Raw genomic sequence first — 26394 nt, 5'->3', positions numbered from 1 at the left:
ACACATCTGGTCCCGCCCGCGGCCGAAATCTGCAGAGCCGTTTGCAAAGTCGTCGCGTCGAGGCGCCGGTGGTGGCGGTATCGATAATCTCCGCGGCACCTGGGAGCGCTCAGGCCTCCCTGGTGTGACTGTCGCCGAGATTCTTCGCGCGGTCGATAATTGTGACCAGCCCACGGTTGCCGTCAACTCGAATTCGGTCACCAGAGCGAATAACCTTCGAGCCGCTGCCGGTGTTGATAACACACGGAATTCCGAGTTCTCTCGCAACGATGGCGCCGTGGCTCGCAGTGCTGCCGATGTCGATCACGACCGCATCGACAAGAGTGAACAAAGGGGTCCAACTCGGATTGGTCGTGCGGCATACGAGGATGTCGCCCGCCTCCTCGAAGAGACCCTCGGTGTCAGCGTCACTGACGACCCGTGCGCGTCCCTCCACGACGCCGTTGCTGGCACCGATTCCCTCGATTTCCGTGACGTCTACATCGATCGGCGATGTCGACGTCGGCTCGGGTACGCCGTGAAAGGTCATCGGCAACTCGATTGCGGCGTACTCCTTTCGACGCTGTCGACGGAAGGCGATGAGTTCCCTCGCGTGTAGCGGTGGCTCCGCCAGTTCTTCGATACTGAGGAAGAACACATCCTCGGGATCGTCGATGACGCCTCGGCCCCGAAGGTCGTCTCCTACTCGGCGCGCTGCGGCGCGGCAGCCATCGAGCGCGATATGGTAGGTGGCCTTCCCGAGTTCCAGATTGCGCACCTGAGTGGCGGCCTGGCGAAACAGGATACGCGCCAGGCGTCGCCGCAGTGGCGACAACCCTGCGAGAAGTTCACGTTCCGCGTCCTCGCGCGCCGCCACCGCCGCCTGCGCACGGGCGGCCACATCACTCGACTGGCGAGCGGCCACGGAACGGGCGATGGCCTGTAACGGTGTCGGGTCTTCCCTCCATGACGATGTCCATACCATCCCCTCATTGGGACCGTAGTAACCATGTCGCTCGATGAAAGTCGAGAGGTCGAGACTGCCGGACCCGAGTGCCCAGATGTCGTCTGCCAAAGCAGATTCGCTGACTTCGCCGAATCCAGCGAATACGGACAACGCGAGGTCAGGCCTTCCCGCCTTCTCGGCCAGCGACACCAGACCGCCCTGAACACCTTGCAGGAAGGTGCGCACCCTGATGTGCATGCTCATGGTCCGCCGGAAACACTGTGCGGCCGCGTGCAGATCAGAGAGCGGATCGTCGCTTCCGACACCATGCAGTACATTGTTGCGCCACCACGTCAGAGTCTCATGATGAAGCTGCTGAAGCTGCGAGTTGGTCCGCCTGTAAGCCCCGGGGAGCTTCCTGAGCATCGCCGGCGCACGACGGTACGAGCCCTTCTCGTCTGGCATCCCCTCTCTCACTGTGCCGCACACGTCACGCTCGAAGTCGTTGGGAGATGCACCCGGCACCGAACCCATGAAGTTGCGGACGTAGTCGACATTGAGCGAGTGCCGGCCGTAGAAGACGTATGTCTGCCGCAGGTTGGGATCGGTGGGCAGGTACACGTCACGCTTGTTCATGATTCCGAGGTCGCACCATGCCTGCCGGACGGCGAGTTCAAAGTTGTCCCAGACACTCCAGTCCAGGGCGGCAAGGATGCCCGGAGTCACCTCGCCGGTATTTGCGAGTGTCCAGAATCGGTTCGGCTCGGAGCTGCCGTGCACCGTGTCGAACAGCTCTTCCGTAGCAGGAGTAAGGGCACTCATGCCGGTTTGCCGTCAGGTCCGATGCGATTGGTGAACCCTTCGTTCCACGTGAGCCCGTCGGCGAGGGTGCGCGTGTCACCGTCGAGGCGGGTCTGACCGAGTTGCGCTCGATAATTTGCCCAGCGAGACTCCGAGAATTCGGTCATACGTCCCGTATTCGGACCCTCGAACGTGTATGTCTTGTCGTCCACCAGCCACGTCGTCTTCGTCGGCCACGCACCGTCCGCCAACTCGAAGGTTGGATCGGTCTTACTGGTAGCGGTGACCTCACCTGTGCTCTGCACGACGACTCCCGGGCTGAATCCCTCGCGACCCGAGACCAGGTGGCCCCATTCGAATGACCCGTCGTCGAACTTGTTGCAAAAGACGTGCCACATGATCTGGAAGTCGTTGAAGTATCCATACTCCTTCCATTCCAGGCCGTGGTTCCAGTAGGCGTTGTCGAACCAGATCGGTCCGGAAACGTGCTTGCCCTGGAACTCGCCCTCCATCCAGAAGCACGTGGAGGTGTACAGCAGCGGGCGGTCGAGCGAGGGAATGAAGAATTGCACTCCTCGACCGACGGAAGCGCCTTCGAGTGAAAGAATGTCACCTTCGTTGTAGACGAGTCTCTCGCGAGTGAACTCCAATTCCATCGGTTGCTCACCGTTCGGCAGAACGTCTTTCGGCAGACGCTGGAAAACTGGGTCGGACCAGCGGCGTGTCTTTCCCTCGAGAACACGTCGCAACTCGCCTCGCGCACTGCGGCCCGAGTCCTTGTGCACGTTGAGTTCGTTTGACGCGTCCCCATGCTGGGTCATCACGAAGCAGCCCGAAGTCAAAGACCCGACGAACTTGCGTTCGGCGCAGTAGGTCAATCCGTCGGCATCTCGGAAGAACCCGTAAAGCCACGTCGCCTGCAGGCCTATGCCGTGCTTCGACGCGAGTAGTTCCATATCCTCCGGATCCGGATCGAAGGCACCTACGACCGGATGCGCACCGAAGTCTCCGAGCTTGTACGAAGTCATTGCTCTCCCTGATACGAAGTGTGATGTTGAGTATCGAACTAGATGTGATGCTAGTCACGACGAGGCCGAAAGTCTAGCCTCAGATCATCGACGGTCCGACTTATGTCGCGCCTGCCCACCACCGTGCCGCCGGACACGGCTCGGCTCGACTCGGCTCGGATGCGATACCGCGGCCATCCCAATGCACCTCCCGTCGAGTATCGGCGGTACATGTTCGCGCCGAGCATTTTTCACGAACCTCGACTATCGAACGATTTTCTCGTGCCACGCCGATTCGGAGACGTCGAGGAGACCGGGGGTCGGGTGTGCACACCGGGCCGCCCGCCAGAAATCGAAGATCGGAATCGCGCATTTGCTGGAAATCGCTCTGATACGGATATACGGTTCACGTATCACCTCCTGGGCCGGGACCACCCTTCGGCGGTGGGAGTCGATCGGCACCCGAGCTGCGACAGGGCACACACACGCGAACCGCAGGTTCGCCACCAACAGACAGGACACACAAAGTGACGGCAAGAGTAGAGGCAGTGACCCCCGAATTCGGGGAGTTCGACTTCCATACCGTCGTAGGACCATTCCGGCCACGGGTGGCGACAATGTTGCCGACGTCGACCTATCACGGATTGGGAATGCAGGTCCAATACACCTATGCATACCTCGGCGACGACGACGGCAATTCCTACGTCGTGGAGCGGAAGTACATCGGTTCCATGACCGGCGGACTCTACATAATGTGCGACGAGTTCGGAGCCCTCAGCCTTCGACCGGAGACGAGCCAGAGCGCCAGAGGTGAGCTCCGCCGCTTCAGCTCACCCGAGCTTCGGCGATGGTCGGAACCCGTGTTGCAACGCACGCGTGAAGGGGTTGCGCCGCGCGATGAACGGCCACTGACAGTCGAACTGACAGACACCTCGGTACTGTGGGACGAGGGGGACCTCCTGCATCTCGAGGGTGTGCCAGGCGCTCTGGGCGTGCAGGGATATGCGCCTATGCCGACGGATCCATGGTTCTACTCCGAGTACCCCTGCCGCGTTTCCGGAACGGTGCTCGGCCGGCCGTGCCGCGGAATCATGGTCGTCGAAACGGGCTACTGGAGGCATGGGGTCGAGCCGAAGGAAGCGAAATTCTTCACAGAACTCGAGCACAGCTTCAACGCGTTCGGGAACCTACTGGATGACGGGACCATGCAATGGGGCACGCTGGTCCGTGGCAGTCGGGGAATGTGTGTGGCCGCCGTGGTCGAGGACCTCGACGGCGTAGGTACCGTCGTGTTGTCGAACAACGAGCTCGACTGCCGCTACCGCATCGAAGAATCCGGCCAGATCCATTACGCACAACAGGAGTCGGCGGGACAGGTATGGGAGTACCGCTCCGATAAGACGGGTCACATGGACGACTTCGAGGCCTCACGCTGGGACGGCTACGGGTCGATGGCCGGAATCACCACACTCCGGGGTGACCCACGCAAGGTCGAGTTCGGATATGGCTGGTTCGAGTACTTCCGCGACCGCATACCCGCAGACAAGAGGATCACGGATTAGATGGGCGGACGGGAAGTGAATACACGTCGCCAGGCAATCATCGAGGCCGCACGCGTGACGCTGAGGGAGCGGGGCTTCGAGGGAACGCGGATGGACGACATCGCGGGGCAGGTCGGGATTGCAAGGCCCAACCTGTACCGGTATTTCGCCAACAAGGAGGAGCTCGTGCGCGCGCTCCTCGAGGCCGAAATTCTGGCGGTCAACAATCAGCGCCGGCATCGGATACCCGTGTCCGGTCCTGTCCGCGATCTGATTGTCGAGTCCTTACTGGTTGGCGCCGAACTCACAATGAAAAACGAACTGCTCTCCGTGATCTTTTCGGAAGAGCTGGGAGAAGTAGCTGCCCGCCTCGTCGCCGACGACAGCAATCTCATGTCGATGGAAGTCGAGTATTGGCAACCCATACTCGACCACGGTCGTCGCCGGCAGGAACTGGATTCCGACATGCCCGACGCCCGGATTCTGCACTGGTTCATGACCAACCATTATGTGTTCGTGACACGGCCGGAGTTGATCGACGGTGATATCCGGGCTTGGATCGAGGACTTCGTCGTCAAACCTGTACTGGCTATTTCAAGGCACCCCTCCCCCGACAGCCCGGAAATGAGAGTGGACTCATGACATCGACGTTGCCGACGTTCGATCCTGTCCGTGGGGCGAGCGAACCGGACCGGTTCTGGTCGACCACCAACACCGCCGAGGCGACACCCCGAATCCTGACCCCGCTGTGTTGGAGCGTGTGGGGAGCCGGGTTGGAATCCGCGTGGCTCAGGTCGATGGGCGATTTCGGGGTCTTGTCACGACGCGAGCAGGTGATGTCGCCTGACATGAATCAGAGGTCGACCGCTGCCATCTACGGACGCCAAGCGGTCAACGTCGATGTTCTGCGGTCGGTCCTGGCTCGGTTGCCCGGGGTCAAGCCCGACGATGTCGAGCGTGATCTGCTGGGGAGTGTCCGGGACGGTCTCGAACCCGAGGCGTCTGCACCGCGGCGCATCCCCGTTATCATGACGAAGCTACCGGTCGCCCTGTTGCGCCTCGAATCACGATTTTCGGAGATGTACCGCGACCAGGCTGAATGGTGGCGGCGCGAGGTGTACTGCGGAAGCAAGGATCGCAGCGTGGCCGGGCAACCGATCGAACTGCTGCGCGATGCATCCCGCCGCTTCGGCGAGGCGATGTACATACATTCCCAGGTTCGATTTCTGATTCCTGCAGCCGAGGGCTCGGTGAACAATGCGGCAGCGAGATCCGGTGTGCCGGACCTCGCTGTGCGGGCCCTGCGCGGGTACGGCAACGTTGCCGAAACTCAGATGGCTGACGCGCTGTGGGAGATCGCTCACGGTACGGGAAGTCTCGAATCATTCATCGAGACTTACGGATTCCATGGACCGTATGAAGGAAACGTCTTCACACGATCGTGGCGCGAGGATGACGCACCACTTCGCAATCTCATCAAGTCGTATCGGAACCGACCTGAAATGGCCCGACCGATCGACCGCGAATCACACTCGATCACTGAGCGCATTTCAGCCGAAAAGGAACTGCTGGCCGCGTTACCACCCATTCGGCGGAAATCTGTACTGTTCATGCTGCGGCGAGCGGCGGGACTCACGCGGAAGCTCGAACTCACGAAAGCCGCGTATCTCATGGCCTTGGACGGATGCCGCGCTGCGGCTCGCGTTCTCGGATCCGATCTCGTGGCGCGTGGTCGACTCTCCGAATGCGACGACGTCTTCTTCCTGACGAGCGACGAGCTCGACGAAGTTCTGAACGACACTTCGAAAGACGTCCGCGGCGTGATCTCGTTCCGCAAGGCAGAACGTCACAAGTACGAGCAGATCACCCTTCCTGTTGCGTTCACGGGTATGCCGCCGGAGGACATCGGATTCTCCGCGGCCGCTCCTGCGACCCCCACCTCACTCATCGGAAAGGCCTCAGGAGGCGGCGTCGTCACAGGAACCGCCCGCGTCGTCACCGATCTGAATGACGATGTCGACCTCGGAAGTTCCGACATTCTGGTCTGCCGCTTCACCGATCCCAGTTGGACGCCAATGATGGCACTGGCATCTGCGCTGGTGGTGGACATCGGCAGCCAGTCGAGCCACGGGGCAGTCGTGGCCCGCGAGCTCGGAATCACCTACGTGATCGGTACCGACATCGGGACGACAGTGATACACGATGGGGACCACCTGGTGGTCGATGGCGTAACCGGGACGGTCACGGTGGATCGCGCCCGTCGGGCGACTGACAGCCCTCGACCGGGAAATTGAGTTGCACTGAGTCCTCTTGCAACGGTTTCGAGGCGCCGCATCCGGCGGGATGCGGCGCCTCGGTGCGCCCGAGCGGCGGACGCAAGAGTCAGATTGCCCCAGGAACGCCGAGGTCAGTGCACCGTGACTGTCCCGGCACCACCGTCGACGGTCAGCAGCATGCCGTCCTTGATTCGCTTTGTCGCCTGCCGAACACCGAGAACGCACGGGATGCCGAGCTCCCGGCTGACGATGGCCGCGTGACTCATGGAGGAGCCGACATTGACGACGACGGCGGCTGCGGAGGTGAAGATCGGCGTCCACCCGGGATCGGTCAGAGGAGCCACGAGAATTTCACCTGGTTCCAGATCCGGTGCGTTCTCGGGGTCGGTGATGAGGCGCGCAATTCCTGTGGCGACGCCTGCACAGGCAGGTAGTCCTGTCAACACGTCGCCGGATGTCGCGAGCTCGGCGCCGGGGTCGGTCTTCTTCGGCCATTCGGTGATCGGGGGAATTTTGCCGGCCTCGACCATGAACGGCGGCTCGAGTTCCGACAACTGATCGAACCATTCCCAGCGTTCCACGATGGTGTCGCGGAAGGACTGAGGATCGGCGACGAGCGCGTCCAGTTCATCCTCACGGACCATGACGATGTCGTCGGGTCGTGCGAAGACTCCCTGTGCTGCATACCTGCGCCCGAGTTCGGCCATCGGTAGCCTGGCTTCGTGAAGGACTCTGATCGTGTTGGTCTTGCTCTGCTCGCGGGCCGGTGAGTAGACGGCCACCGACCGTAGCGCGGCCTCGAGCTTTGCGAGCTGCTCCGGCTGGTCCGCCAGCTTGTCTCGTATCTGAGCAACGCAGAGTTCGCGCTCTTCTCTGAGCCGCTTGCTCTGTTCGACCGGGTTCTTGTCCTCCTCCTGGAGGCGCATGCGGTCGATCATTCCGAGGGGGATGGTCGGGAACGCTTCCCAGGTTCGCGCGTTGGCCTCCCATTCCTGAGTGGAGCGCGAACCGAACTCGTACAGGAACTCGTCGAATGCGGTGACGAATTCGCTCGCGTCCGAGTCGGCTGCGGATCGGAGCCTCTCGTCGAGGGTCGCGACCCCCTGATCGAACTGGGCGGTCAGGTTCGAACTCCCCCGCACCAGGCGGCCCAGTTTCCACATTGCGTGATTGGGGGCGGCCGAGGCGATGTTTCCGAGGCCGGCGGTGAGCCGTACCGCGAGCCCTGGATCGCCGAACGGTGCCACTGCTTCTTCCAGGGCGCCGGTGACGATGGAGCCCTCGTACACCATCCGCAGGTGGGTGCGGGTGAAGACCGGGTAATGCTCGCGCATCACTGTGCGCTGGTAAGCGACCAGGTCGGCCTCGTTCATCGACTCATAGTCGGGGCGTGCCGCGCGCAGTTTCGCCGCGGCCTTTCGGAATTCCTCGATGTCCGGCCGTTCGGTTTCGCTCATGACCCGCTGGACAGTGGCCAGGATCCGATCGGTGTACTCGGGCTTGTCGTCGTCGGGGTGCGGGATGTAGGGCGGCGCTTCCCGGTCTCCGAGATAGGTGCGGTCCATCAGATCTGCTGTTGCACCGGGCATCCGGGCGCCGAAGGTGCGCATGTTGGAGAGGTTCAAGTACACGTATCCGTGCACGAGCCCTTGGATGTCGATGACATCGCCGCGGAACTCGTCGAGGTCGAATGCACCGAATTCGGCGAGCGCCTGCTGCCACTCGCGTTCCGAAGGTGGGCCACCAATCATGCTCCAGAACAGCGGTGTCGCAACGGTAGACGACACTTCGCCGACATTTCCGCGGGTGTACACAGGCCACCGCGCACTCAATTCGTTGTCGACTACCCAGGGCCGCGTAATGTCGCCCATGATTCTCCTTCCGGCGACTCCGAGTGGCGCCGCTCACAGAGAATACTAGTGCAATCAACAATCGGATACTAGATCTATTTACCCGTTCTGCCGTCTCATGTCACCACTGCGCCACATGATCGGCAGGTGGGCGAATCCGGCCTCACCGTCGACCTCGATCGCTGCCAGATTCTCCCGATGACCAGGCTCGATCGGACGTCCGACAGAAGAGACCGCACCGGAGTCGGCCAGGTCGTAGACGTCGTATTCGGCCACGTCGCCGCGACGAGCGCCGAAGCCCAATCCGTCGTTGAAGCCGCGGTTGTAGCCGCCCCCGCGGCTGGCCCAGGCTTTGCGCGGGTGTGGCGTCGCACGCATCGTGAGCTCACCGCCATCCTCCAGCGTGAGCTGCAACAGAGCTTCACTCCAACCGCCGGACGCCCTCGTCACCTTGTGGTCGACCGCCGTAACTGACTGCGAGAAACCGTCATTCGCATAGATCCGCCCGTCGACATATGGGGGCCGGCCGTCTGCATACTCGCGCAGTTGGATAAGTCCGTACCGGGTCGGAGTCGAGAAGTTGCACCATATCGTCAAGCTACCGACGCGGCGCGACAGCGGTGGTGGCTCGAGTCCTCCGACGTCGACGCGAACACCCCAGGAATGGTCTCGGTCGCCCCACCAGTCCTTGACGTCTATGCGCCGCCCCTCGACCTCCACCCAGCCATTCCAGGACCCGACCTGGTCGTAACGGGTCTGCTCTTGAATGAGTCGGTGGCCCGCCATTTCTCGATGCTTGGCCTCGAGATGGGGATGGCGGGCGGTGGTGAACTCGAGTTCGGCCCGTACGGGCTGAGACGGTCCATCGACCGTCAACCGGATTTTCCGGAACGGTTCCTCCACATTGATTCTGAAGGGTCCGACCTCGGCGTGATGGACGTCGGCCGCATCCGCGATCACGTCGATCTCGGCGGCGAGGCGCAGATTGTGCTGCCGGGATCCGATCAGCACGTTGACGAAGGCGTCTCGCGTCTCCATATTCGGGTACCGGCCCGTGCCGGCGAAGAAGGCGCACGCGCCGTCGGGGTCCAACCCCGAGAACCAGTACCGGTCGAAGAATCGGTGGTCCGGTGTCGCCACCACGGCGAAGGGGTCCGACGTCTGATGGAACAGGCTCTCGTCCAGTGGCGTCAGCATTTGACGGCTCCCGACGAGTGCATCGAAGACACGGAAAGGGCTGCCCGCGTGAGGAAACGTGGAGCGAGCAGCAACCCCGAGATGCCGTAGAGAACCTGCTCGGGCCGCTGTAGGAAGATATTGCGCATCCGGTACGCCGAGACGGCCCGCCAGAAGTCCTGCCACACGATGTACCACGCGAGCGCGTCGCCAGAAGGTTCCAGTCCGCCCGCTGCAACATACTCGCGCAGAAACTTCGACCACGACTCGTCGTCGAGCGTGGGTCGCAAGTACGCGAGATCTTCGACTGCAAGTCCGATGTGACTACGTTCCCAGTCGAGCACGCCCGACAGTTCCTCACCCTCGAGAAGGAAGTTGTGCGGCCCGAAATCCCCGTGCACCAGCACCGGCGCGTCAGCTTGATCTGCGACCGTGGCTTCGAGCCATTCGAGCACCAGGTGGAATACCGGTGCCCACGCGTCGTCACCGTCAGCCCATAGACCTTCGAGGACGCCCCGTCGTTCGGCGAGCGCCTCCCGCCGGTCGTCGACGGACACCAACGGCGGCAGCGGGGCCGTGTCGATCGCCTCGACGCCGACCCGGTGCTGACCGGCGACGGCTCGTGCCACCGATGCCAACACCGTCGCCGACGGTGGCACGAGCCACCCGTTCGGGTCGCCGGCGGGTACACCGGCGACGGCAGACGTCGCGATCGCCGGGGCGCCCAGTATCTCCGCGTCGTACCACCACGGTTCGGGCACGGGACAGCCGTTGCGGAACGTCGACCGCAGGACGTCATATTCTGCGCGAAGGCCGTCTGCCCGACGTCCCGGTGCCACTTTGCGCACGACGAATCGTTCGCGGGAGCCGTCGGTGTACGCGGCTGTCGCCATCACCATCTCTTTGGAGAAGCCACCGGACAGTCGCCTCACGTCCTCGACGGAAGTCAGGGTGCGTCCGCTCCGCGAATGGCGAGCGAGTGCCGCGCCGAGGCTCGCAGCAGTCACGGTCAGTTCCGCGGAGGTGCCGTAGTCGATCGGCACCGGCGCACCGTCCAGTTCCTCACCGACCGATGGCAACTCGCGAGCGAGGAGCTGATCGGCGCCCTGCGGCGATGGAGTTGCGGCACGTCTGCGTCCGAGGTCGTCGTCGAGTTCCGCCCGCCTCAGCAGAGCACGCCCGACAGTTACCAACTCGGCAACCCGATCCGGGTCGGCGCCGACGAGCGCCAGCTCCGTTCGAAGGACGCTAGCCACCTGTGAGGTTACCGAATGTCGCACTCCCGCACCGTAGCACCGAACAGCAATAACATCTAGAGTTAGACTATCGATGCTTCGATTATCCGACCCTGCTCTCACGAGGTGACCAGTGATTGACGAACGCTCTCTCCACCCCGCGGACGAGACCCTGCTCCACCAGGCGCCGTGGCCGTTCCTGTACGCCGCGACGAGCGATCACCGATTCTTCGACCGTTACTGGTTCGCAGGTGTCGATCCCTCCGGCGGTTTCGGATTCGTCGCTGGGCTCGCCGTCTACAAGAACATGGGTGTATGCGACGGATTCCTCTGCATCCTCGAGGGGGACCGGCAGCACAACTCACGGTTCTCCCGCGCTCTCAGCGATGACGTCCTCACCACGGGGGTGGGTGGGCTCAGCGTGGACGTAGTCGAGCCGTACCGGCAGATCAACGTCCGCCTGGACAACCCTGACACGCCGATTGCCGCGGACCTGACTTTCACCAGCGACCACGCGCCGGCGTGCGAGGCGCATTACGTCGACTCGCGCGGTGGACGGGTCGGGCAGGAGATCACGAGATATCACCAGCCCGGGCGCTGGGAGGGCTGGATTCAGTACCCCGAGAACAAGGCGACGGTGAATGACTGGTGGGGTACCCGTGACCATTCCTGGGGTGTCCGGCCCGGAGTCGGTGGATTCGATCGCTCGGTCGCGGATCCACAGGCCGCCAAAGCCGCATCCCCAACCGCGCCTGCCGCATCGCTGCTGCACATCGCTCTGGTCGTGGAGCACGACGATCTTTGGGTGTCGCTCCAGCAGCGTGAGGACGGCGAAGGGAGGATTACTTTCAGCGACATCGTCGCCATGACACGAGAGGGTCTGCGCCTGCCGGTCAGCGTTTCGGCATTCGACATCACCTTCCACCCCGGAACCCGGCAGTACGACGAGGTGCGGCTGGGACTCGTGATCGGTGACGGGCAGGAACTCACCGTCCGCGCCACACCGTTGATCCACGCCTGGGCGTACGCCGGTACGGGATACGACGGCGGCTACCGGGATGGTCGTGGCCTCGGCGCCTGGCGCGGAAACGTCGCCGAGTACGACGTCTACGTGCATGCCGATCGCGAGGAGGTCCTCCTCGATGGCCTGCCGACTCCGACTGGGCATCGGGAGCAACTCGCAAAAATGACGGTGAACGGAATCGATTCCACCGGCTACTGCGCCGTGATGACACGCGGGGCACTGCCGCATCGCGGCCTCGCCGAGTGAACGGCGACCCCGCTACGCCCGGGCGTAGCGGGGTCGAATGGTGTTTCGCCCGATATCAGCTGCGGCCTGCAGTCGTGCGATCGGCGAGCATCTCCGGCCGAGGCGTCTGCCAGGGCATGAGCGAACGCACCCCGACACCGCCGTCCACAGGGAGGACCGCACCGTTGACGTAGCGCCCGGCGCTCGAGCTGAGATATAGCACCGCGTGCGCGATATCCTCAGGGGCCCCTGCCCTCGGAAGGGTGGGCTCCCGCCAGGCATCGGGATCCTCCTCGGCCGGGTCAGCGGCCGCTCCGAGTCCTCCACCGTGATCTACCGCTATTCGACCGACACGAATTGCGTTGCAGCGTATTCCGAGATGCCCATAGCTTCCCGCGATCGCACGGGTCATCGACTCGATCGCTCCCTTCCCGGTGGCGTAGGTGTCGAAGCCTGGCATCGCCTGTGCTGCGGCCATGGACGAGATCATGATGATGCATCCGGCACGCGCACCGACCATGTCGCCCAGCGCTTCACGAGTCGGGAGGTAGCTCGACGTGACGGTTCTTTCCATCAGCGTTGCAAACGCAGTCGGCTGTACCGCACCCAACGGACCATCGACATCGCGCGAGTGCAGAAGATCGGTCGGGCCGGCATTGTTGACGAGAACACTCACCGCCCCGTAGCGAGAGCGGACCTCGCCGAACAGATCGGTGACCGAAGCCTCGTCGCTCACGTCCGCCCTGGCGAAGTGGACGTCGCCGACCGTTCCCAGTTGCTCGACCGCATGCTGCCCGCGATCGGAATTGCGCCCGCACACGACGACCCTGGCTCCGGCAGCGAGCAGCACCTTCGCGGTCTCGTACCCGATCCCCGCGGTGCCACCGGTGACAACCGCGACTTCACCATCCATGCGAAAGGGAGCGGTGATCATGACGTTGCCTCCTGGCAATCGATTCAATTCAACGACACTGCGTGGGGATCCGGAAATGCGGATCCCCACGCAGCGATCAGGTCAGGCGCTGACGGCCCCGTGGCCCATCTCCTGAGCCAGCGACTGCAGCTGAGTTGCGGTGCCGAGGCTGTCCAAGTAGTCGGTATATCGGCGAATCTTGCCGTCGCGCACCTCGAGAACACCGGCGACACGGAAGTCCATGATCTTCGACCCGTCGCCCCGGTACATCGTGTCCACCCGTTCGGTGAAGACCAGGTCGCCGGCCGAACCGATGTTGATCACGTTGATATCGCAGTAGGCCATTCCGGTTTGCTCGGCGAGCGTGTCGAGGTACTTCAGGGAGTCTTCCAGATTGGGGTGATGATCGAACCCCACGCTTTCCCACTCCACGTCCTCGGCGAGGTACTCGCGATAGGTCTTCTTGAATGACTCGAGGTCAGGCCCCATTCCCTTGAAGAAATCGAGGACGAACTGTTCCTTGTCGTTGCCGGCCGAGACCATGGCATCTCCTTGAAAGGTCGAGAAGTAGATATTCCACTACGAGAGTATCAGTTTAGTGACGCGGATTACAGAGAGTGACACTCAGCCGATGATGCCGGGAACAACCACCGGGTTGTCGTGGAGAACCTTCCGGTTGCCGACCTTCCAGGCTGCCAGCTTGTCGGCGATCGAAGGCGACTGCAGCGCACCACGATCGAAATAGTGGGCGTATCGCTTGACCGCGAGGGCCACTTCCGGATCATCGGTCGCCACCCGAGACAGCAGTGCACCCGCCTCCATATCGTCTGCGGACGGTCTCGGCACCCCGATCAGCTCGGCGCCCTCGTACGCTCCGTCCGTCGACACCGCCATCGCGAAGACGATGTCGATAACTTCCTTCATCGCCGTCTGTGCGCGAGACGCGAGACCAGCGGCCGAGGAATCCTCGGACAGACTGCGCGACAGGGCCACTGCTTCACAGGCCGCCACCGACATGCCTTGGCCGTACAGCGGGTTGAATGCCATGACGGCGTCGCCGATCAGCAGGTAACCGTCGGGTCGGTGGGTGAGATCCTCCCAGACCCGCCGCCGGCTGCCGCGCACCCGGTAGGTGGCAATGTCGGTGAGGAACTCCGCCTTCCGGGCAATCTCCCCCACAATGGGGCTCGGCGCGCCGTCGAGATGAGCCATGAACCCGTCGATATCCCGGGGCGGATCCTGATTCATCATCCCGAGGCCGGCAATCAGATAGATCCCGTTGTCGGCAGGTACCACCGCGGCGCCCCGACAGTTGCCGGGATGGGGGTGCGCCAACACGCCTGCCACGCCGTCGTCGAAGACACCGTCGGGCAGCCGCACCTCAACCGTGGCGTATCCGATGTGCGACCGCATCTCCCTCTCCTGCGGAGCGTCGTACCCGATGTCGCCGAGCCACTCCACCGATCGAGAGACCCTCCCGGTGGCGTCGACGACGAGGTCCCCCTCCAGCGTGGTGCCGTCGAGCAATGCGAATCCCGCCACGCGTGACCGGTCATCGGTGACCGATATCCCGGTGACGGCCGACGACCGGAGGGTGACGTTCGGCAGGGCCAGCACCCTGTCCCGCACCACGTGCTCTAGTACGGGTCGGCGCATCATCACAGTGCGAGTTCCGCTCCGCACGCGACCGGCCCAGCCGAAGCGTCCATAGACGGCCAGGTCGGCGGGCGAGTCGACCATGCGGGCTCCGGCCGCCTCGAAGTCGTCGACGATACCCGGCAGCAGTTCGGCCATGGCGTCCTGGCCGGCGCCGAGCAGCGCGTGGACCTGCCTTCCCTGGGGGACTCCGCGCCGAGGTGCCGGCTCGACCGGTATCTCGTCCTTCTCGACAATGACGACTTGCCGCGCGAACGGGCTCGCCGCCGCGGCAGCGAGCAGGCCCGAGATACCTCCTCCGCCGATGACGACCGAGTCCAGACCCATCGCGCCTCCCAGGCATCTTGCAGAACTTGCGTTGACGATCAATAGTCTTGCATGCGACTATTGATGTGACAAGGAACATGGAAGGGCGAGAATGATCATCCACCTTGGAGCGGAAGCACAGACCGACTCGGAGAAGGCGGTCGTCGGGTTTCTCGACGACTGGGGACCTGGCGCCTGGCCGCACATGCGCGACTGCTACGACCACTGGATGACCGAAGACGTTTCCTGGGAAAACACCGGGTCACCGGCCACCAAGGGTAAGCAGTCGGCGATGGACTTTCTGACCACGCTGCACGACACCCTCGAGATGGAGTACTGCACCGCCGAGCTACTGAACATCGCCTCGCGCGGCAACATCGTGCTCACCGAGCGAATCGACCGGGTACATACCGCCGACGGAAGCGTCGCGATCGAAATACCGATCATGGGATCGTTCGTCGTCACTGACGGAAAGATCGCGCGATACTCCGACTACAACGCGGACTCGCCTATCCGGGAACGATTCCCGCGACACACCCACTAACCCTTCGTCGCACAGAGGACGGAACAATGACTGTTGAATCGATAGAACAGGATGTTCGTCGACTCGTTGCCATAGAGGACATTCGCCAACTCAAGGCTCGATACTTCCGTTGCGTTGATTTCCGACTCTGGGACGAATTCGCAGACCTGTTCACCGACGACCTCATCGTCGACTTCGCCGAATCGACCTCCTCCCCCCGCGGTAAGCAGGAGTTTCTTGCAAGCGTGGCCAGGCATTTCGAAACCGGCTATTCGGTCCACCACGGACACGTACCCGAGATCGACATTCTCGACGAGACGACAGCAACGGCCATCTGGCCGATGTACGACCGCGTAGAGTCCCCGGCCGGCAGCGGCTACGTATCCCACGAGGGGTGGGGTCACTACACGGAGACATACCGGCGATGCGACGACGGGCGATGGCGCATCTGTCGCAGTCGACTCTCCCGAATCGAACGACACGAACTTCCGAAGCAGGAAACGGGAGTTACCTCGTGACAACAATTGGGCTCACGCTGCCACAACTGGGGCCGGTCGTGACGGCGTCCCTGATCCGTGACTTCGTTCAACAAGCCAACGACATGGGTTTCGACACCCTGTGGGTGCAGGACCACTTCCTCTACGCACTCCAGCAGTCGGGCGACTACGGCGGCAGCGCAACCGACCAGCCCGACGTCTACCGTTCGGTGTGGGCGCCCACCGAGTTGCTCGCCGCCGTGGCAACCTGGACAGATCGCCTGCAACTGGGAACCAGCATTCTCGTCGGCGGAAATCACTGGCCTGCGCAACTGGCCAACCGACTTGCCACCGTCGACCGAATCAGCGAAGGCCGCCTGTCCGTCGTGGGGTTGAGCGTGGGATGGTCCGAGGAAGAACACCGGGCCGTCGGAGTCGACCCCCGCACGCGAGGCAAGCGGATGGATGACTTCATTCCCGCCCTCCGTGCGTGCTGGAGCGACGATCCGGTGGAACGCCATGGCGCGTTCTTCGACATCGGACCGGCCATCATGCAACCGAAGCCCACACGGATCCCCCGCTTGATGTCGGGCATGTACTCCAAAGCAGGGCTCGCGCGAACTGCTCGCGACTTCGACCTGTGGAATCCCGGTTCCATCCCCATCGGCAATGTGCTGGGTATCCTCGAGGACATCAACAGTCAACGGCCGCAAGACAAGAACCCGGTCGGAGCGATCTACCGACTCGCTCAGCAATCCACCGCCGGCAAACGAATGACCGTGGACGAGATGACCACCCGAGTTGCGGAGTGCGTTGCCGCAGACCTCGAAGGAGTCATCATCGAGACCAACTTCTGCTCCGAAATCACAACATCAACAGGATGGCTCGAGGTTCTCACGAACCTGAAGCCGCTTGTCGAAGCCGCGAAGGGCTGATCACATGATCACCACCATCGAAAGCCTGACCTTGCGCGTCACCAATGTGGCCGTGGTCGCCGACGACGTCATCGAAGTATCGTTCGCAGATCCGGAAGGGCATCCCCTGCCGACCTGGGAGCCGGGGGCTCACATCGAAGTGCACCTGCCTTCGGGACTGTCTCGTCAATACTCACTCTGCGGGAACAGAGACGATCGATCGAAGTACACGATCGCCGTTCTGCGGGAGGAGAACGGCCGCGGCGGTTCGAAGGAACTGCACGATGCCGCCGAGACCGGCGTCGAGCTGGGAATCCGCCTTCCGAAGAACAACTTCCACCTGGTCGAGGCCGACTCGTACATCTTCATCGGCGGGGGGATCGGCATCACACCACTCATCCCCATGATCGAGCAGGTGCGCAAAGCGGGGGCACAATGGACTCTCGTTTACGGTGGCCGTAGCGCCAGTTCGATGGCGTATCGCGAGCAGCTCGGTTCACTCGGAGATCAGGTGGACTTGTGGATCGAGGAGGAGCGCGGCTATCCCGATCTGGCGTCCATCCTCGCGAATGCGCCGGGCGGCACCGTGATCTATACCTGCGGCCCGAGCGCGATGATCGACGCGGTTGCGGCGGAGTTCTCCGCGCACGACCATCTCGGCGGTCTGCATTTCGAACGCTTCTCGGCCAGCGGGCCCGTGGACACCAGTGGCGATTCGTTCGAGGTGGAACTACGACGAACCGGTGCCACGTTCACCGTCCCCGAAGGAGTCAACATCCTGGACGAGGTGCGAAAAGTGCTCCCCGATCAGCCTTTCTCCTGCGAGGAGGGGTATTGCGGCGAATGCGAGACAAAGGTACTGGACGGCGAGCCCGACCACCGCGACGACTACCTGACTCCCGACGAGCAGGACAACGGCGACATGATGATGATCTGCGTGAGCCGCTGCAAGGGAAGACAACTCGTACTCGATCTGTGATCATACGGCGTCGATCCAGCGAACAGATGCTCTGGATCGTCGCCGTTTTCTTTGTGCCGGGGAGAGAATCGTGAGCATCTTTCCCCTCCCTCATCGAACTGGTCATCTTCGCCACCGCGACCACCCATTTGCGGCCTGTCGAGGACCAAATGGTTCTCCGCTGCGCCGGTGGCGATGTCGGTGACCACCATCAGTGTGTACCTGTGTTTGCCGACCGCGTTGCCGCGCTCGTGTCCGACCGGGTCGACGGAATTTTCGATGAGTCAACGCCGCGTATAGACACGTCGCCGCGACGTCAGATACTCTAGTAATCAATATTCTAGCAATCGTGCATGAGGAGTTTGCGGTGACAGATCGAGCGGACACAACAACCTGCCCCGCCGCCACATTCGATGACCTGCTAGCGCTGCGCCCCGACGTCGTTCGGTGTCCCTACGGCGCATACGCCGCCCAGCGCCACAGCGACCCGGTCTCATACAATGAGCAGTTGGGCGCGTGGATTGTCACGCGGCACGAAGACGTTCTGGATGTGTTGCGTGATGCCACCCGGTTCTCGAACCGTATGGCCAGCGGGCCCAGTTCGGTATCAGGTATCGCCCAGCAGATACTGCAGAATGCCGATCTCCCGGAGCGCACCCGGCAACAGGCGGCCCGGCGCATCGAACTGAGCAAATCGCGCGTCCTCCTGTTCTCCGATCCGCCCTTGCACAAGCGTCAGCGTTCACTTGTCAATGCCGCTTTCACGCCTCGCCGGGTAGCAGAACTCGACGGCGCAGTGAAAGAGCTGACCAACCAGCTCATCGACAACTTCGCCACTGACGGGCCCACCGACGTCGTCGCCGGCTTCAGCATGCCCATTCCGATGACGGTGATCGCGACCCTACTGGGTGTGCCGCCGTCACATATGGCGACCTTCAAGGAGTGGTCCAACGCCTTCACACGTGGCGTCGGCGCACTCTCTCACGACATGGATGCGATCATCGAGATCTTCGACCAGGTCGACGCTTTCTACGACTACTTCACCGAGGAACTCGATCGCCGGCGCGAGCATCCTGTCGATGACCTCTTGAGCGACCTGCTGGCGGCGCGACTCGATGGCGAAGATCCCCTGACTCTCGCCGAGCTACTCCAGATGCTGGTGCAATTCCTGGTCGCCGGCAACGAAACGACGACCAACCTGCTGACCAGTGCACTCTGGATGCTCGCCAAGGATCCCGCGTTGCAGGAATCCCTGCGTGAGGATCCCGAAAAGATCACGAACTTCCTCGATGAGGTGCTCCGCCTGGAACCGCCTGTACAGGGAATCTGGCGGGTCGCCGTCGAGGATGTGGAGGTCGGAGGTACCCGCATTCCTGCCGATAGTCTGATTTACCTGGTTACCGGCTCAGCCAACCGCGATCAAGCGGTGTACAGCGAGCCCGACGCACTCGATCTCGACAATGCGCGTGCCCGCCATCTGACGTTCGGCCGCGGCGAGCACTCCTGCTTGGGAATGAACTTGGCCAAGATGGAGTCCAAGGCAGCGCTGTCGGTTCTGTTGGAACGTTGCCATTCCATTGCTCTGGCCGATCCCGACCAGGAAGTGACGTTCCACCGGAGTTTCGTGCTTCACGGCATCGAATCGCTTTCGATCACCTTCTCTCCGCCCTCGCGCTGACTGTCAGCGACGAGTCTGCCCTACAGATCAAACGACAGTGCGAGTCCCATCCGGGACTCGCACTGTCGTTTGCGTGCTGACAGAATTGGACTTCTCACAGAACCAGCTCGATCAACACGAAGAGCATCTCTAAGGTGCAACTATCCCACACCCGCACGGTGACCGCCGCGGCGTTCGACGACCGTAACCTCCTCGCCGCGGCCGGCCTGATCCTGGTACTCGGGTTGGCGCAGCACGGCGGCCTCGCTGACCTGGCGGACGAGCATCTGACGATGCCTACGGTCTTCGACCGCCCGTAAGCACCGTCGACGCTCCTACGCTCACCGGGTGGGGTGTTGGTGCGGGCAGATTCCGCCATCGGCGCGCGCCGAGGTCGCCGAGATCGACTTCACCGCATTCACCCGCCTTGCATCCGAACGAACACCGGGCCGGTTGGTGGTGCGCCGCATCCCCGACCTGAATCCCCGGTCGACCGACGGGCAGGGCACGATGTTCGACACCTGGCGGTTCACCGACCTGACGGCTTCCGCGCTCGCGCACCGGCCGTCGGGTCGGTTCGCCGCCAACAGCCCCTGGCTGGTGCTGGCGGTGATGGCGTTCAATCTCACCCGCGCCGCCGCCACCTCACCGGCACGCGGCCGGCCACAGCAACGACCGCCACCATCCGCCGGACCCTGATCTCGGTGCCGGCGCGGATCGCGTCCTCGGCCCGCCGGCTCACCCTGCACCTGCCGCGGCACTGGCCCTGGGAAACCGAATGGAACCACCTCAGTGGAACAACCCGACACCAGGTCGGGCGGTCACCCCCACCCTGACAGCCCATTAACGCCCGCAACCGAACTCAGCACTCAACCCACGGCGATCGGGTGGATCGAGGTTTATCTATCGCAGCTACGTGATCGCTGCTCCCCGCTTCACGCCGTCGCGGTTTCCGTCGCGTTTGCTCGCGTGAGGACGCTGACCAGGTTCGCGGAACCATCCACCCGAATGTGATCCCCGTCGTGGATGACCCTCGTCCCGCTCTCCGTGCCGATCACGAAGGGAATGCCCAGTTCGCGGGCAACCACCGCCCCGTGACTTGCCGACCCACCGATGTCGATGACGAGGGCCTCGGCCAGCGCCATCAGGGGAGCCCAGCTCGGATCGGTGAACCGACACACCAGGACATCGCCGGCGTCGAGTTCGATTTCCTGATCCGGGTCGACCACAACACGCGCCCGACCCTCCACGCTACCGCCGCCGCTCGCAGCCCCGGACAATTCGGTGACATCGTCGACACCGACGTCGACCTTGAGCGGTTCCGGCATGCCCCGGAACGCGACGGGAAGCACCATTGCCTTGTACTCGTCGCGTGTTGCGCGGCGAACCTCGACGATCTCTTGCACATTCGGTATGCGTCCGCTGGCCAGTTCCTGACATTCCTCGACCGTGAAGAAGAAGATGTCGTCGATTTGCCGGAGTACGCCGCGTTCCACAAGTTGAGCACCGAGGTTGCGAGCCGCTGCCCGGGCGGTGTCAATTGCCATGAGGTACGCCGCCTTCCCGACCTGCAGCGTCCGGATGATATTTCGCATCCGACGCACCAACCAACGCGTCGCCGGACGGCGAGACCATGGAGTCGCGGCGAGAAGGCGGCGTTCCGCCTCGATGCCGACTTCCTGGGCTCGCGCTGCACGCACCGCGGGTCGTTCGGACCGCTGAGCGTATGCCGCCGCCAATGCACGGATGGGTGCGGGGTTCTCACGCCACACCGTGGTGTAGGGATTTCCTTCATTCGGTCCGTGGTAGCCCCAAGCCTCGAGGAACTCGCCCTCGGTCAGCTCGCCCTGACCCAATCGCCAGAGGTCGTCAGCCATCCTCGTCTCGTTGACATCTCCCACTCCCGACAGCAGTTGATCGACAAGTGTTGCATCTCCGGCCTTCTCGGCCGCTTGTGCCACCGCGCTCTGTGCGCCTTGAAACACGAACCGCCATACACAGTGGACGGAGAAGATACGCTGAAACTGCTCGCGTGCTTGCACCAAATCGTCGATGGGCTCGTTGCTCGACTGTTCCCGCGGGAAGACCGACGCCACCCATCGCTCGTACATCTCGTCGTGCAGAGACTTCAACCTCGGGCCGGTCCGCAGCAGGGCGTATGGCGCCTTGAACACGAGCACGGGAACACGGGCGTAGCTCGACTTGAACCGCGGCGCATCCGGTCGGACACTTCCCATGAGGTCACGCTCGAAGTCGTCGGCATCGACTCCAGGCAGCGCCGACATGATCTTCTTGATTGCGTCGACGTTCAGTGCCTGCCTCCCGTAGAAGCAGGACAGGCCGCGGTCGTTTACGTCCGGAGAGACAGTGACCTTCTTCTTCGGTAGCACGCCGAATGCGTACATCGAGTAGAGCCAACCCAGCTCCGCTGACCGCTCCCACAAACTCCAGCACATGGGTGACATGACCTCCGGGCATGCCTCGCCCAGGTTGGTGCTGGTCCAATACCGGTCAGGTTCAGATGTTCCGCGAATCGGGTCGGTAACGGTGGTGTACAAAAGCTTCTCCTCATCGTGAGCGCCGATGCTGCCGTGCCGACGAAGGCCGGGACAGCCTTGGAGGCAGCACCCTCCGACACGGTGATGCCGCACGTTTCTGCGGCAACAAGTGACGGGCACCACAATTAAACTCTACTATTGGACTATAGTGCAATAGATTGTCGAGCAGAATATGACGGCCCCACGCTTCTCCGACATATCTTCGTACCGATGCCGCCAGGCGTGACGTGCGCTTCTCGGCATGCATCGCGCATGTTTCCGACGTGGGATCCGCTCCGCGACAGTTCATTCGACAGCACTCATGGGCCGGCGCGGGCGGGGATCGGCGCTCTTCTCCCCCGCGGATACTCTAACATTAGACTATTATTGGTTGTGCAATTCCCGGGTGCGAGCGGACGCACTGTGCACAAGTGCCGATGCGCCGCCGACAGGCACCCCGGCCGAGGTTCCGCGATCGCCCACGAGGGCGGCGCGCATTCTGACAGGACTCCCAGTGACCACTTCCCGCACACACCTCACGTCCGACGCCGGCGTCTTGACCATCTCCGTGGCGACCGCCGCGCGAGGCACTTCCCTCTCGGCCATGGGTCTCGCCCAGGGCATCGACGCACTGCACGGCGCGGGGCCCGACGACATCGGCGCCGGTCGTGGCCGCCGTGAACGGTTGGGCCGCGGGTGCAGGCATGAGTATCGTGCTCCACTCCGACATCGCACTCGGCACCCCATCCACCAAGCTACGGCCGGCATACCCGTCGATCGGCTTCACACCGGATGGTGGGATGTCGTGGACCCTTCCGCGGGCCGTCGGGCCGGCACGAGCACGCGAGATCCTCCTCACCGACGCCGTCCTGAATGCCGACGAAGCAGTTCGCCTCGGCATCCTCAGCCGCCTCGTACCCGAGGAGGAATTGCAGGACGAGGCAATGCGGGTAGCCAGATCGCTCGTGAGCGGCCCCACCGCCGCCTACGCGCGCATTCGGGAGCTCCTTGCCGAGTCCGCCGACCGGCCCCTGGTCGAACAACTCGACGCGGAAGCGGCAGCGATCGCCGTCGCGGCGAACAGTCCTACCGGCATCGAAGGGGTCAACGCGTTCATCGAGAAGCGCGCCCCCGATTTCGATGTCGTCGCGCGTCGCTGACCGGCCCGTCGCATCCACGGACGATATGTCGCATCAACGACAGTCGAAACCTAGACTTTATTGTGGTCTATGTCATAGAGTCGACCCAGCGACGGCCACTATCTGAGTCGTGTCACTCCGCGAACCCGCTCATGGCCGAAGCCCACAATCCGCCGTGCCACAGAGAGGCGCAGTAATGGTTTCCACGCCGCCGCAAGGCTCCATACAACGGGCCACGCCCACCGAGAGTAGCGAGAAGTCCTCGTTCGACGGGATCACGTCGAGAGGCAAGTTGATCATTGCGGCCGTGGTTGTCATCGCCATCATCGCCGCCCTGATCATCACCTCGATCCGGCAGGGTCCCGTCCTCGGAAGCGCCGACTTCACAATAGATCCCGAGTTCGGGATCCCCACCCCGCCGCACAACACGCCGTACATGTCGACGAACAACATCATCGCTACCGTCTGCATGACTGCGGTCGGACTCATCGGCGTCGGCCTGGGAATCCGCGAGATCCGGCGAACCGGGTCGCTGCTCCCGCTGTTGCTCGCACTCAGCGGGGCGGTGATCTGCATACCCGAGGTGTTCTACGACGTCATCGGTGCCGTGTACTTCCCCTGGAGCGAATCGAACCACGCCTACACCATCCTCGGCCGTGAAATGCCCTGGTGGATCGTCGCAGGATGGTTCGGATACGGCGCCTTCATGATCTTCATCTACAAGCTGCTCGAGAGTAACCCTCGCACCAAGATGATCTGGTTGATGTGGGCGGGCGCAGCCGCCAGTTCCGTTGTGTTCGAAGAGATTCTATTGAGAATGGGGGTCTACCACTACTACGGTAACCAGCCGCTCGTCATCATCTCGCAACTGCCGTGGTGGTGGATTCCGTGCAACTCGGTCGGCGTGTTCCTGGCCGCAGCGATCGCCTACCGCTACCGCGAGCAGTTGCGCGGATGGAAGTCGATATCGATGCTCCTGATCACTCCCCTGTCCGTCACCGCCGTCTACGGTTTCATCGCGATGCCGTCCTGGATCGCCGTCAACGGCAACTATCCCTGGCTTCCCACACAATTGCTCGGCATGGTGACCATCGCATTCGGTGTGGCGGTATTTGCATTCATCCTCGACACCCTGCTCGGTCGGCCGCCATTCCGGCCCAACTACATTCCTCCTCGAGTTCCCGCGGAAGGCGGAGTGGAGGCGCAACGGTAAGCGCCGCATCGCCGGCGGGCCCATCCCGTGCCACCGTAACTCGGTGTCGAAAGCCCCTGATCACGCGCCGGTCCCAACGGATCGGCGTGTGTCATGCGTGTTCGACCGGTTCCCTATGAGGTCTCGATGAATCTCTTGTACAACTTTCCGTTGTCACCCCGCGGGAGGCTCTCTACGACGATGACGCGCCGCGGGCACTTGTAGCCGGCAAGTTTCGATCGGCAGTATGCGCTGAGTGTCGACTCGGTCTGCGTCACGTTCCGAAATCCCTCCCGCAGTACGACATACGCAGCAACGATCTCGCCGTATTCGGTGTCCGGAAGGCCGACGACCGCGACGTCGGAGACCATGGGGTGCAGCAGCAGAAGATCTTCGACCTCTTGCGGATAGATATTGACACCGCCCGAAATTATGAGCTGACTTCTCCGGCCGGTCAGGTAGAGGTAGCCGTCGCTGTCGAGATGGCCGACGTCCCCCACGGTCTGCCATCCCCCGTCCCGGGGTTGTTGCTCGTCGTCGTTGTACGCGAACCGGGGAGTGCCTTCGAACCAGACGGTTCCGTCCCGGCCGACGGGGCATTCCCTTTCGTCGTCGTCGGTGATGTGAATCGTGCCGACGAGTGCTCTGCCGACCGAACCGGGGCGCGCCAGCGCTTCGTCCGGCCCGATGTGACAATTACCGTAACTCTCCGATGCTCCGTAGAGTTCGTGGAGCACCGGCCCCCACCAATTCATGATCCGGAGCTTGAGTTCCGGCGGGCACGGCGCGGCTCCGGTTATCGCGACCTTCAGGCTGGACATATCGGCGGAACTCTTGACCGTTTCCGGAAGTCGATCCAGACGGATCAGCATCGTCGGGACGAACTGCGCGTGGGTGACCCGATGCTCGGTGATTGCCTGCAGCGCCTGCATCGGATCAAATCGTTCCATGCACACGACGGTCCCGCCGAGCTGAGTGATCGCGAGGACGAATCTGAAGGGGGCGGTGTGGTAGATCGGCGCCGGGGACAGATAGACGGTGTCGATATCGAAGTCGAACAACTCCGTGTATCTACCGAGATGAGGTGGTGCCTCGGCGGGATGGACGACCGGTGCGGAATGCCGTATCGCCTTGGGAGTGCCCGTCGTCCCCGCACTGAACATCACGCGGCCACCGAGTTGCTCGTCCGGCAGTTCTGTTGCGGAAACTGCTGACAGCAAGGCTGTTTCGTAGTCTTCGACGTTTCCGAGCCCACCGGGAGCGCCCTCCACGTCGCCACCCAACACCAAGATCGTCTCGACCTCAGGCAGGCGTCGATTTACCGCTGCCCGCACTGCCTCGAGACAGTCCCGAGACGTGATGACGACCCGCGCGTCGCACGCACCGAGGACTGCACCGAGCTCGTCGCCACCCAGGTGCCAATTGACGGGCGCGATGTCGAATCCTGCGCGGACAGTCGCCCAGATGACCTCCGCCCACTCGATCCTGTTCTCGGCAACGACTGCGACGGTGTCGCCGGCACACAAACCCCGGCTCCTCAGCAGTACGGCAAGAGACGTCGACCGCCGATCAAGCTCTCGATAACTGATCCGAGCCCCGGAACCGGCCATGATCATTGCAGAGCGCTCGGGATGTGATCGCGCGAAAGTTCCTGGATAGCCCACTTACGTTGCTCCACTTCTCGGGACGGCACTTGACGGTAGACCTCGCCCCACTACTCTATACTTCGATTATCTACCACAAGCGTATTCTCGCCGATCGGCACGCACCTCCAGGACAGGACACCGCATGGACATCGCACACACCGCCGCACTGGTCACCGGAGCGGCCTCGGGCCTCGGTGCCGCCACCGCCAAGCGTCTCGCCGGCGCCGGAGCCACCGTGTTCGGACTNGACCTGCAGCAGTCNATCGAACGCGCCGGCGACAACGTCCCCGACGGTGTCACCCTCCTCGCCACCGACGTCACCAGCGGCGACGAGGTCCAGGCCGCGATCGAGAAGATCGTCGAGTCGGGTGTGCCGCTGCGCATCGTCGTCAACTGCGCCGGCGTCGGCTGGGCCNG

Annotated in this window: 22 protein-coding genes and 2 pseudogenes; 14 read left to right on the top strand and 10 right to left on the bottom strand. The window is 62.9% G+C overall.

The window, feature by feature from the left end; all coding sequences use genetic code 11:
* Positions 1–109: 109 nt before the first annotated feature.
* Positions 110–1747, bottom strand: coding sequence for a PEP-utilizing enzyme (locus CA951_RS06225; RefSeq protein WP_087556029.1), 1638 nt, complete (start codon positions 1745–1747; stop codon positions 110–112).
* Complete coding sequence (locus tag CA951_RS06220; RefSeq protein WP_087556028.1) at positions 1744–2754, bottom strand: hypothetical protein; 1011 nt, start codon at positions 2752–2754, stop codon at positions 1744–1746. The genes CA951_RS06225 and CA951_RS06220 overlap by 4 nt, the downstream gene beginning before the upstream one ends.
* A gap of 623 nt (positions 2755–3377) precedes the next feature.
* Between CA951_RS06220 and CA951_RS06215 the strand changes: the two genes are divergently transcribed.
* The 3 genes from CA951_RS06215 (at position 3378) to CA951_RS06205 (ending at position 6568) form a co-directional block, all read left to right on the top strand.
* A complete protein-coding gene (locus CA951_RS06215) occupies positions 3378–4295 on the top strand; it encodes a hypothetical protein (protein WP_179220126.1) in 918 nt (305 codons plus the stop codon).
* A complete protein-coding gene (locus CA951_RS06210) occupies positions 4296–4916 on the top strand; it encodes a TetR/AcrR family transcriptional regulator (protein WP_087556026.1) in 621 nt (206 codons plus the stop codon).
* A gap of 155 nt (positions 4917–5071) precedes the next feature.
* Complete coding sequence (locus tag CA951_RS06205) at positions 5072–6568, top strand: PEP-utilizing enzyme (protein WP_179220125.1); 1497 nt, start codon at positions 5072–5074, stop codon at positions 6566–6568.
* 113 nt (positions 6569–6681) lie between these two features.
* Here the strand turns inward: CA951_RS06205 and CA951_RS06200 are convergent, their stop codons facing one another.
* From CA951_RS06200 to CA951_RS06190, 3 genes are all read right to left on the bottom strand, one after another.
* Complete coding sequence (locus CA951_RS06200; protein ID WP_256973363.1) at positions 6682–8337, bottom strand: PEP-utilizing enzyme; 1656 nt, start codon at positions 8335–8337, stop codon at positions 6682–6684.
* 162 nt (positions 8338–8499) lie between these two features.
* Positions 8500–9597, bottom strand: a complete 1098-nt coding sequence (locus CA951_RS06195; RefSeq protein ID WP_087556023.1) for a hypothetical protein — start codon at positions 9595–9597, stop codon at positions 8500–8502.
* Positions 9591–10832: a phosphotransferase family protein gene (locus CA951_RS06190; protein ID WP_087556022.1), complete on the bottom strand. Its 1242-nt coding sequence runs from the start codon at positions 10830–10832 to the stop codon at positions 9591–9593. Before CA951_RS06190 ends, CA951_RS06195 begins: the two co-directional genes overlap by 7 nt.
* 112 nt (positions 10833–10944) lie before the next feature.
* On the opposite strand from CA951_RS06190, the gene CA951_RS06185 reads away from it, so the two are divergent.
* Positions 10945–12081, top strand: a complete 1137-nt coding sequence (locus tag CA951_RS06185; protein WP_087556021.1) for a hypothetical protein — start codon at positions 10945–10947, stop codon at positions 12079–12081.
* A 55-nt stretch (positions 12082–12136) separates the two neighbouring features.
* On the opposite strand, the gene CA951_RS06180 is transcribed toward CA951_RS06185, so the two are convergent.
* From CA951_RS06180 to CA951_RS06170, 3 genes are all read right to left on the bottom strand, one after another.
* Positions 12137–12994 (bottom strand): SDR family NAD(P)-dependent oxidoreductase, encoded by an 858-nt coding sequence (locus CA951_RS06180; RefSeq protein WP_087556020.1) that lies wholly within the window; start codon positions 12992–12994, stop codon positions 12137–12139.
* Between the two features lie 81 nt (positions 12995–13075).
* Positions 13076–13516, bottom strand: a complete 441-nt coding sequence (locus tag CA951_RS06175) for a limonene-1,2-epoxide hydrolase family protein (protein WP_087556019.1) — start codon at positions 13514–13516, stop codon at positions 13076–13078.
* Positions 13517–13597: 81 nt separating this feature from the next.
* Positions 13598–14956 (bottom strand): NAD(P)/FAD-dependent oxidoreductase, encoded by a 1359-nt coding sequence (locus CA951_RS06170; protein WP_087556018.1) that lies wholly within the window; start codon positions 14954–14956, stop codon positions 13598–13600.
* Between the two features lie 91 nt (positions 14957–15047).
* Here CA951_RS06170 and CA951_RS06165 point away from each other — a divergent pair, with 91 nt between their 5' ends.
* The 7 genes and pseudogenes from CA951_RS06165 to CA951_RS06140 form a co-directional block, all read left to right on the top strand.
* Positions 15048–15479, top strand: a complete 432-nt coding sequence (locus CA951_RS06165; protein ID WP_087556017.1) for a limonene-1,2-epoxide hydrolase family protein — start codon at positions 15048–15050, stop codon at positions 15477–15479.
* A gap of 26 nt (positions 15480–15505) precedes the next feature.
* Complete coding sequence (locus CA951_RS06160) at positions 15506–15976, top strand: nuclear transport factor 2 family protein (protein ID WP_087556016.1); 471 nt, start codon at positions 15506–15508, stop codon at positions 15974–15976.
* Positions 15973–16869 (top strand): LLM class flavin-dependent oxidoreductase, encoded by an 897-nt coding sequence (locus CA951_RS06155; protein ID WP_087556015.1) that lies wholly within the window; start codon positions 15973–15975, stop codon positions 16867–16869. Before CA951_RS06160 ends, CA951_RS06155 begins: the two co-directional genes overlap by 4 nt.
* 4 nt (positions 16870–16873) lie before the next feature.
* Complete coding sequence (locus CA951_RS06150; RefSeq protein ID WP_087556014.1) at positions 16874–17827, top strand: PDR/VanB family oxidoreductase; 954 nt, start codon at positions 16874–16876, stop codon at positions 17825–17827.
* Positions 17828–18155: 328 nt separating this feature from the next.
* Complete coding sequence (locus tag CA951_RS06145; RefSeq protein ID WP_256973360.1) at positions 18156–19484, top strand: cytochrome P450; 1329 nt, start codon at positions 18156–18158, stop codon at positions 19482–19484.
* A 134-nt stretch (positions 19485–19618) separates the two neighbouring features.
* Positions 19619–19783, top strand: coding sequence for a hypothetical protein (locus CA951_RS44045; RefSeq protein ID WP_256973359.1), 165 nt, complete (start codon positions 19619–19621; stop codon positions 19781–19783).
* A gap of 61 nt (positions 19784–19844) precedes the next feature.
* Positions 19845–20299 (top strand): annotated as a pseudogene (locus CA951_RS06140) (transposase); the annotation flags it as partial.
* A 99-nt stretch (positions 20300–20398) separates the two neighbouring features.
* Here the strand turns inward: CA951_RS06140 and CA951_RS06135 are convergent.
* The gene (locus tag CA951_RS06135; protein ID WP_256973357.1) at positions 20399–21868 is read right to left on the bottom strand and encodes a PEP-utilizing enzyme; all 1470 of its coding nucleotides are present in this window, start codon (positions 21866–21868) and stop codon (positions 20399–20401) included.
* Positions 21869–22514: 646 nt separating this feature from the next.
* On the opposite strand from CA951_RS06135, the pseudogene CA951_RS06130 reads away from it, so the two are divergent.
* Both CA951_RS06130 and CA951_RS06125 read left to right on the top strand, forming a co-directional pair.
* Positions 22515–23160 (top strand): annotated as a pseudogene (locus tag CA951_RS06130) (enoyl-CoA hydratase/isomerase family protein).
* A 286-nt stretch (positions 23161–23446) separates the two neighbouring features.
* Positions 23447–24352, top strand: a complete 906-nt coding sequence (locus CA951_RS06125) for a hypothetical protein (RefSeq protein WP_256973356.1) — start codon at positions 23447–23449, stop codon at positions 24350–24352.
* A 113-nt stretch (positions 24353–24465) separates the two neighbouring features.
* On the opposite strand, the gene CA951_RS06120 is transcribed toward CA951_RS06125, so the two are convergent.
* A complete protein-coding gene (locus CA951_RS06120; RefSeq protein WP_256973422.1) occupies positions 24466–25941 on the bottom strand; it encodes an AMP-binding protein in 1476 nt (491 codons plus the stop codon).
* Between the two features lie 178 nt (positions 25942–26119).
* Here CA951_RS06120 and CA951_RS06115 point away from each other — a divergent pair.
* Positions 26120–26394 (top strand): SDR family NAD(P)-dependent oxidoreductase (locus CA951_RS06115; protein WP_143543023.1); only part of this gene is annotated, 275 nt, incomplete at its 3' end.

The organism is Rhodococcus sp. NCIMB 12038 (assembly GCF_002165735.1).
Taxonomy (GTDB): Bacteria; Actinomycetota; Actinomycetes; order Mycobacteriales; family Mycobacteriaceae; genus Rhodococcus_F.
This window is presented reverse-complemented; position numbering and strand designations above follow the sequence as displayed.

What these genes read in the sequence shown, in the direction of transcription:
- CA951_RS06205 (WP_179220125.1), top strand. Translation starts at nt 5,072, where the DNA reads ATGGGCGATTTCGGGGTCTTGTCACGACGCGAGCAGGTGATGTCGCCT.
- CA951_RS06135 (WP_256973357.1), bottom strand. Translation starts at nt 21,868, where the DNA reads ATGTACGCATTCGGCGTGCTACCGAAGAAGAAGGTCACTGTCTCTCCG.
- CA951_RS06165 (WP_087556017.1), top strand. Translation starts at nt 15,048, where the DNA reads ATGATCATCCACCTTGGAGCGGAAGCACAGACCGACTCGGAGAAGGCG.
- CA951_RS06210 (WP_087556026.1), top strand. Translation starts at nt 4,296, where the DNA reads ATGGGCGGACGGGAAGTGAATACACGTCGCCAGGCAATCATCGAGGCC.
- CA951_RS06120 (WP_256973422.1), bottom strand. Translation starts at nt 25,941, where the DNA reads ATGGCCGGTTCCGGGGCTCGGATCAGTTATCGAGAGCTTGATCGGCGG.
- CA951_RS06160 (WP_087556016.1), top strand. Translation starts at nt 15,506, where the DNA reads ATGACTGTTGAATCGATAGAACAGGATGTTCGTCGACTCGTTGCCATA.
- CA951_RS06150 (WP_087556014.1), top strand. Translation starts at nt 16,874, where the DNA reads ATGATCACCACCATCGAAAGCCTGACCTTGCGCGTCACCAATGTGGCC.
- CA951_RS06195 (WP_087556023.1), bottom strand. Translation starts at nt 9,597, where the DNA reads ATGCTGACGCCACTGGACGAGAGCCTGTTCCATCAGACGTCGGACCCC.
- CA951_RS06170 (WP_087556018.1), bottom strand. Translation starts at nt 14,956, where the DNA reads ATGGGTCTGGACTCGGTCGTCATCGGCGGAGGAGGTATCTCGGGCCTG.
- CA951_RS06175 (WP_087556019.1), bottom strand. Translation starts at nt 13,516, where the DNA reads ATGGTCTCGGCCGGCAACGACAAGGAACAGTTCGTCCTCGATTTCTTC.
- CA951_RS06180 (WP_087556020.1), bottom strand. Translation starts at nt 12,994, where the DNA reads ATGATCACCGCTCCCTTTCGCATGGATGGTGAAGTCGCGGTTGTCACC.
- CA951_RS06225 (WP_087556029.1), bottom strand. Translation starts at nt 1,747, where the DNA reads ATGAGTGCCCTTACTCCTGCTACGGAAGAGCTGTTCGACACGGTGCAC.
- CA951_RS06220 (WP_087556028.1), bottom strand. Translation starts at nt 2,754, where the DNA reads ATGACTTCGTACAAGCTCGGAGACTTCGGTGCGCATCCGGTCGTAGGT.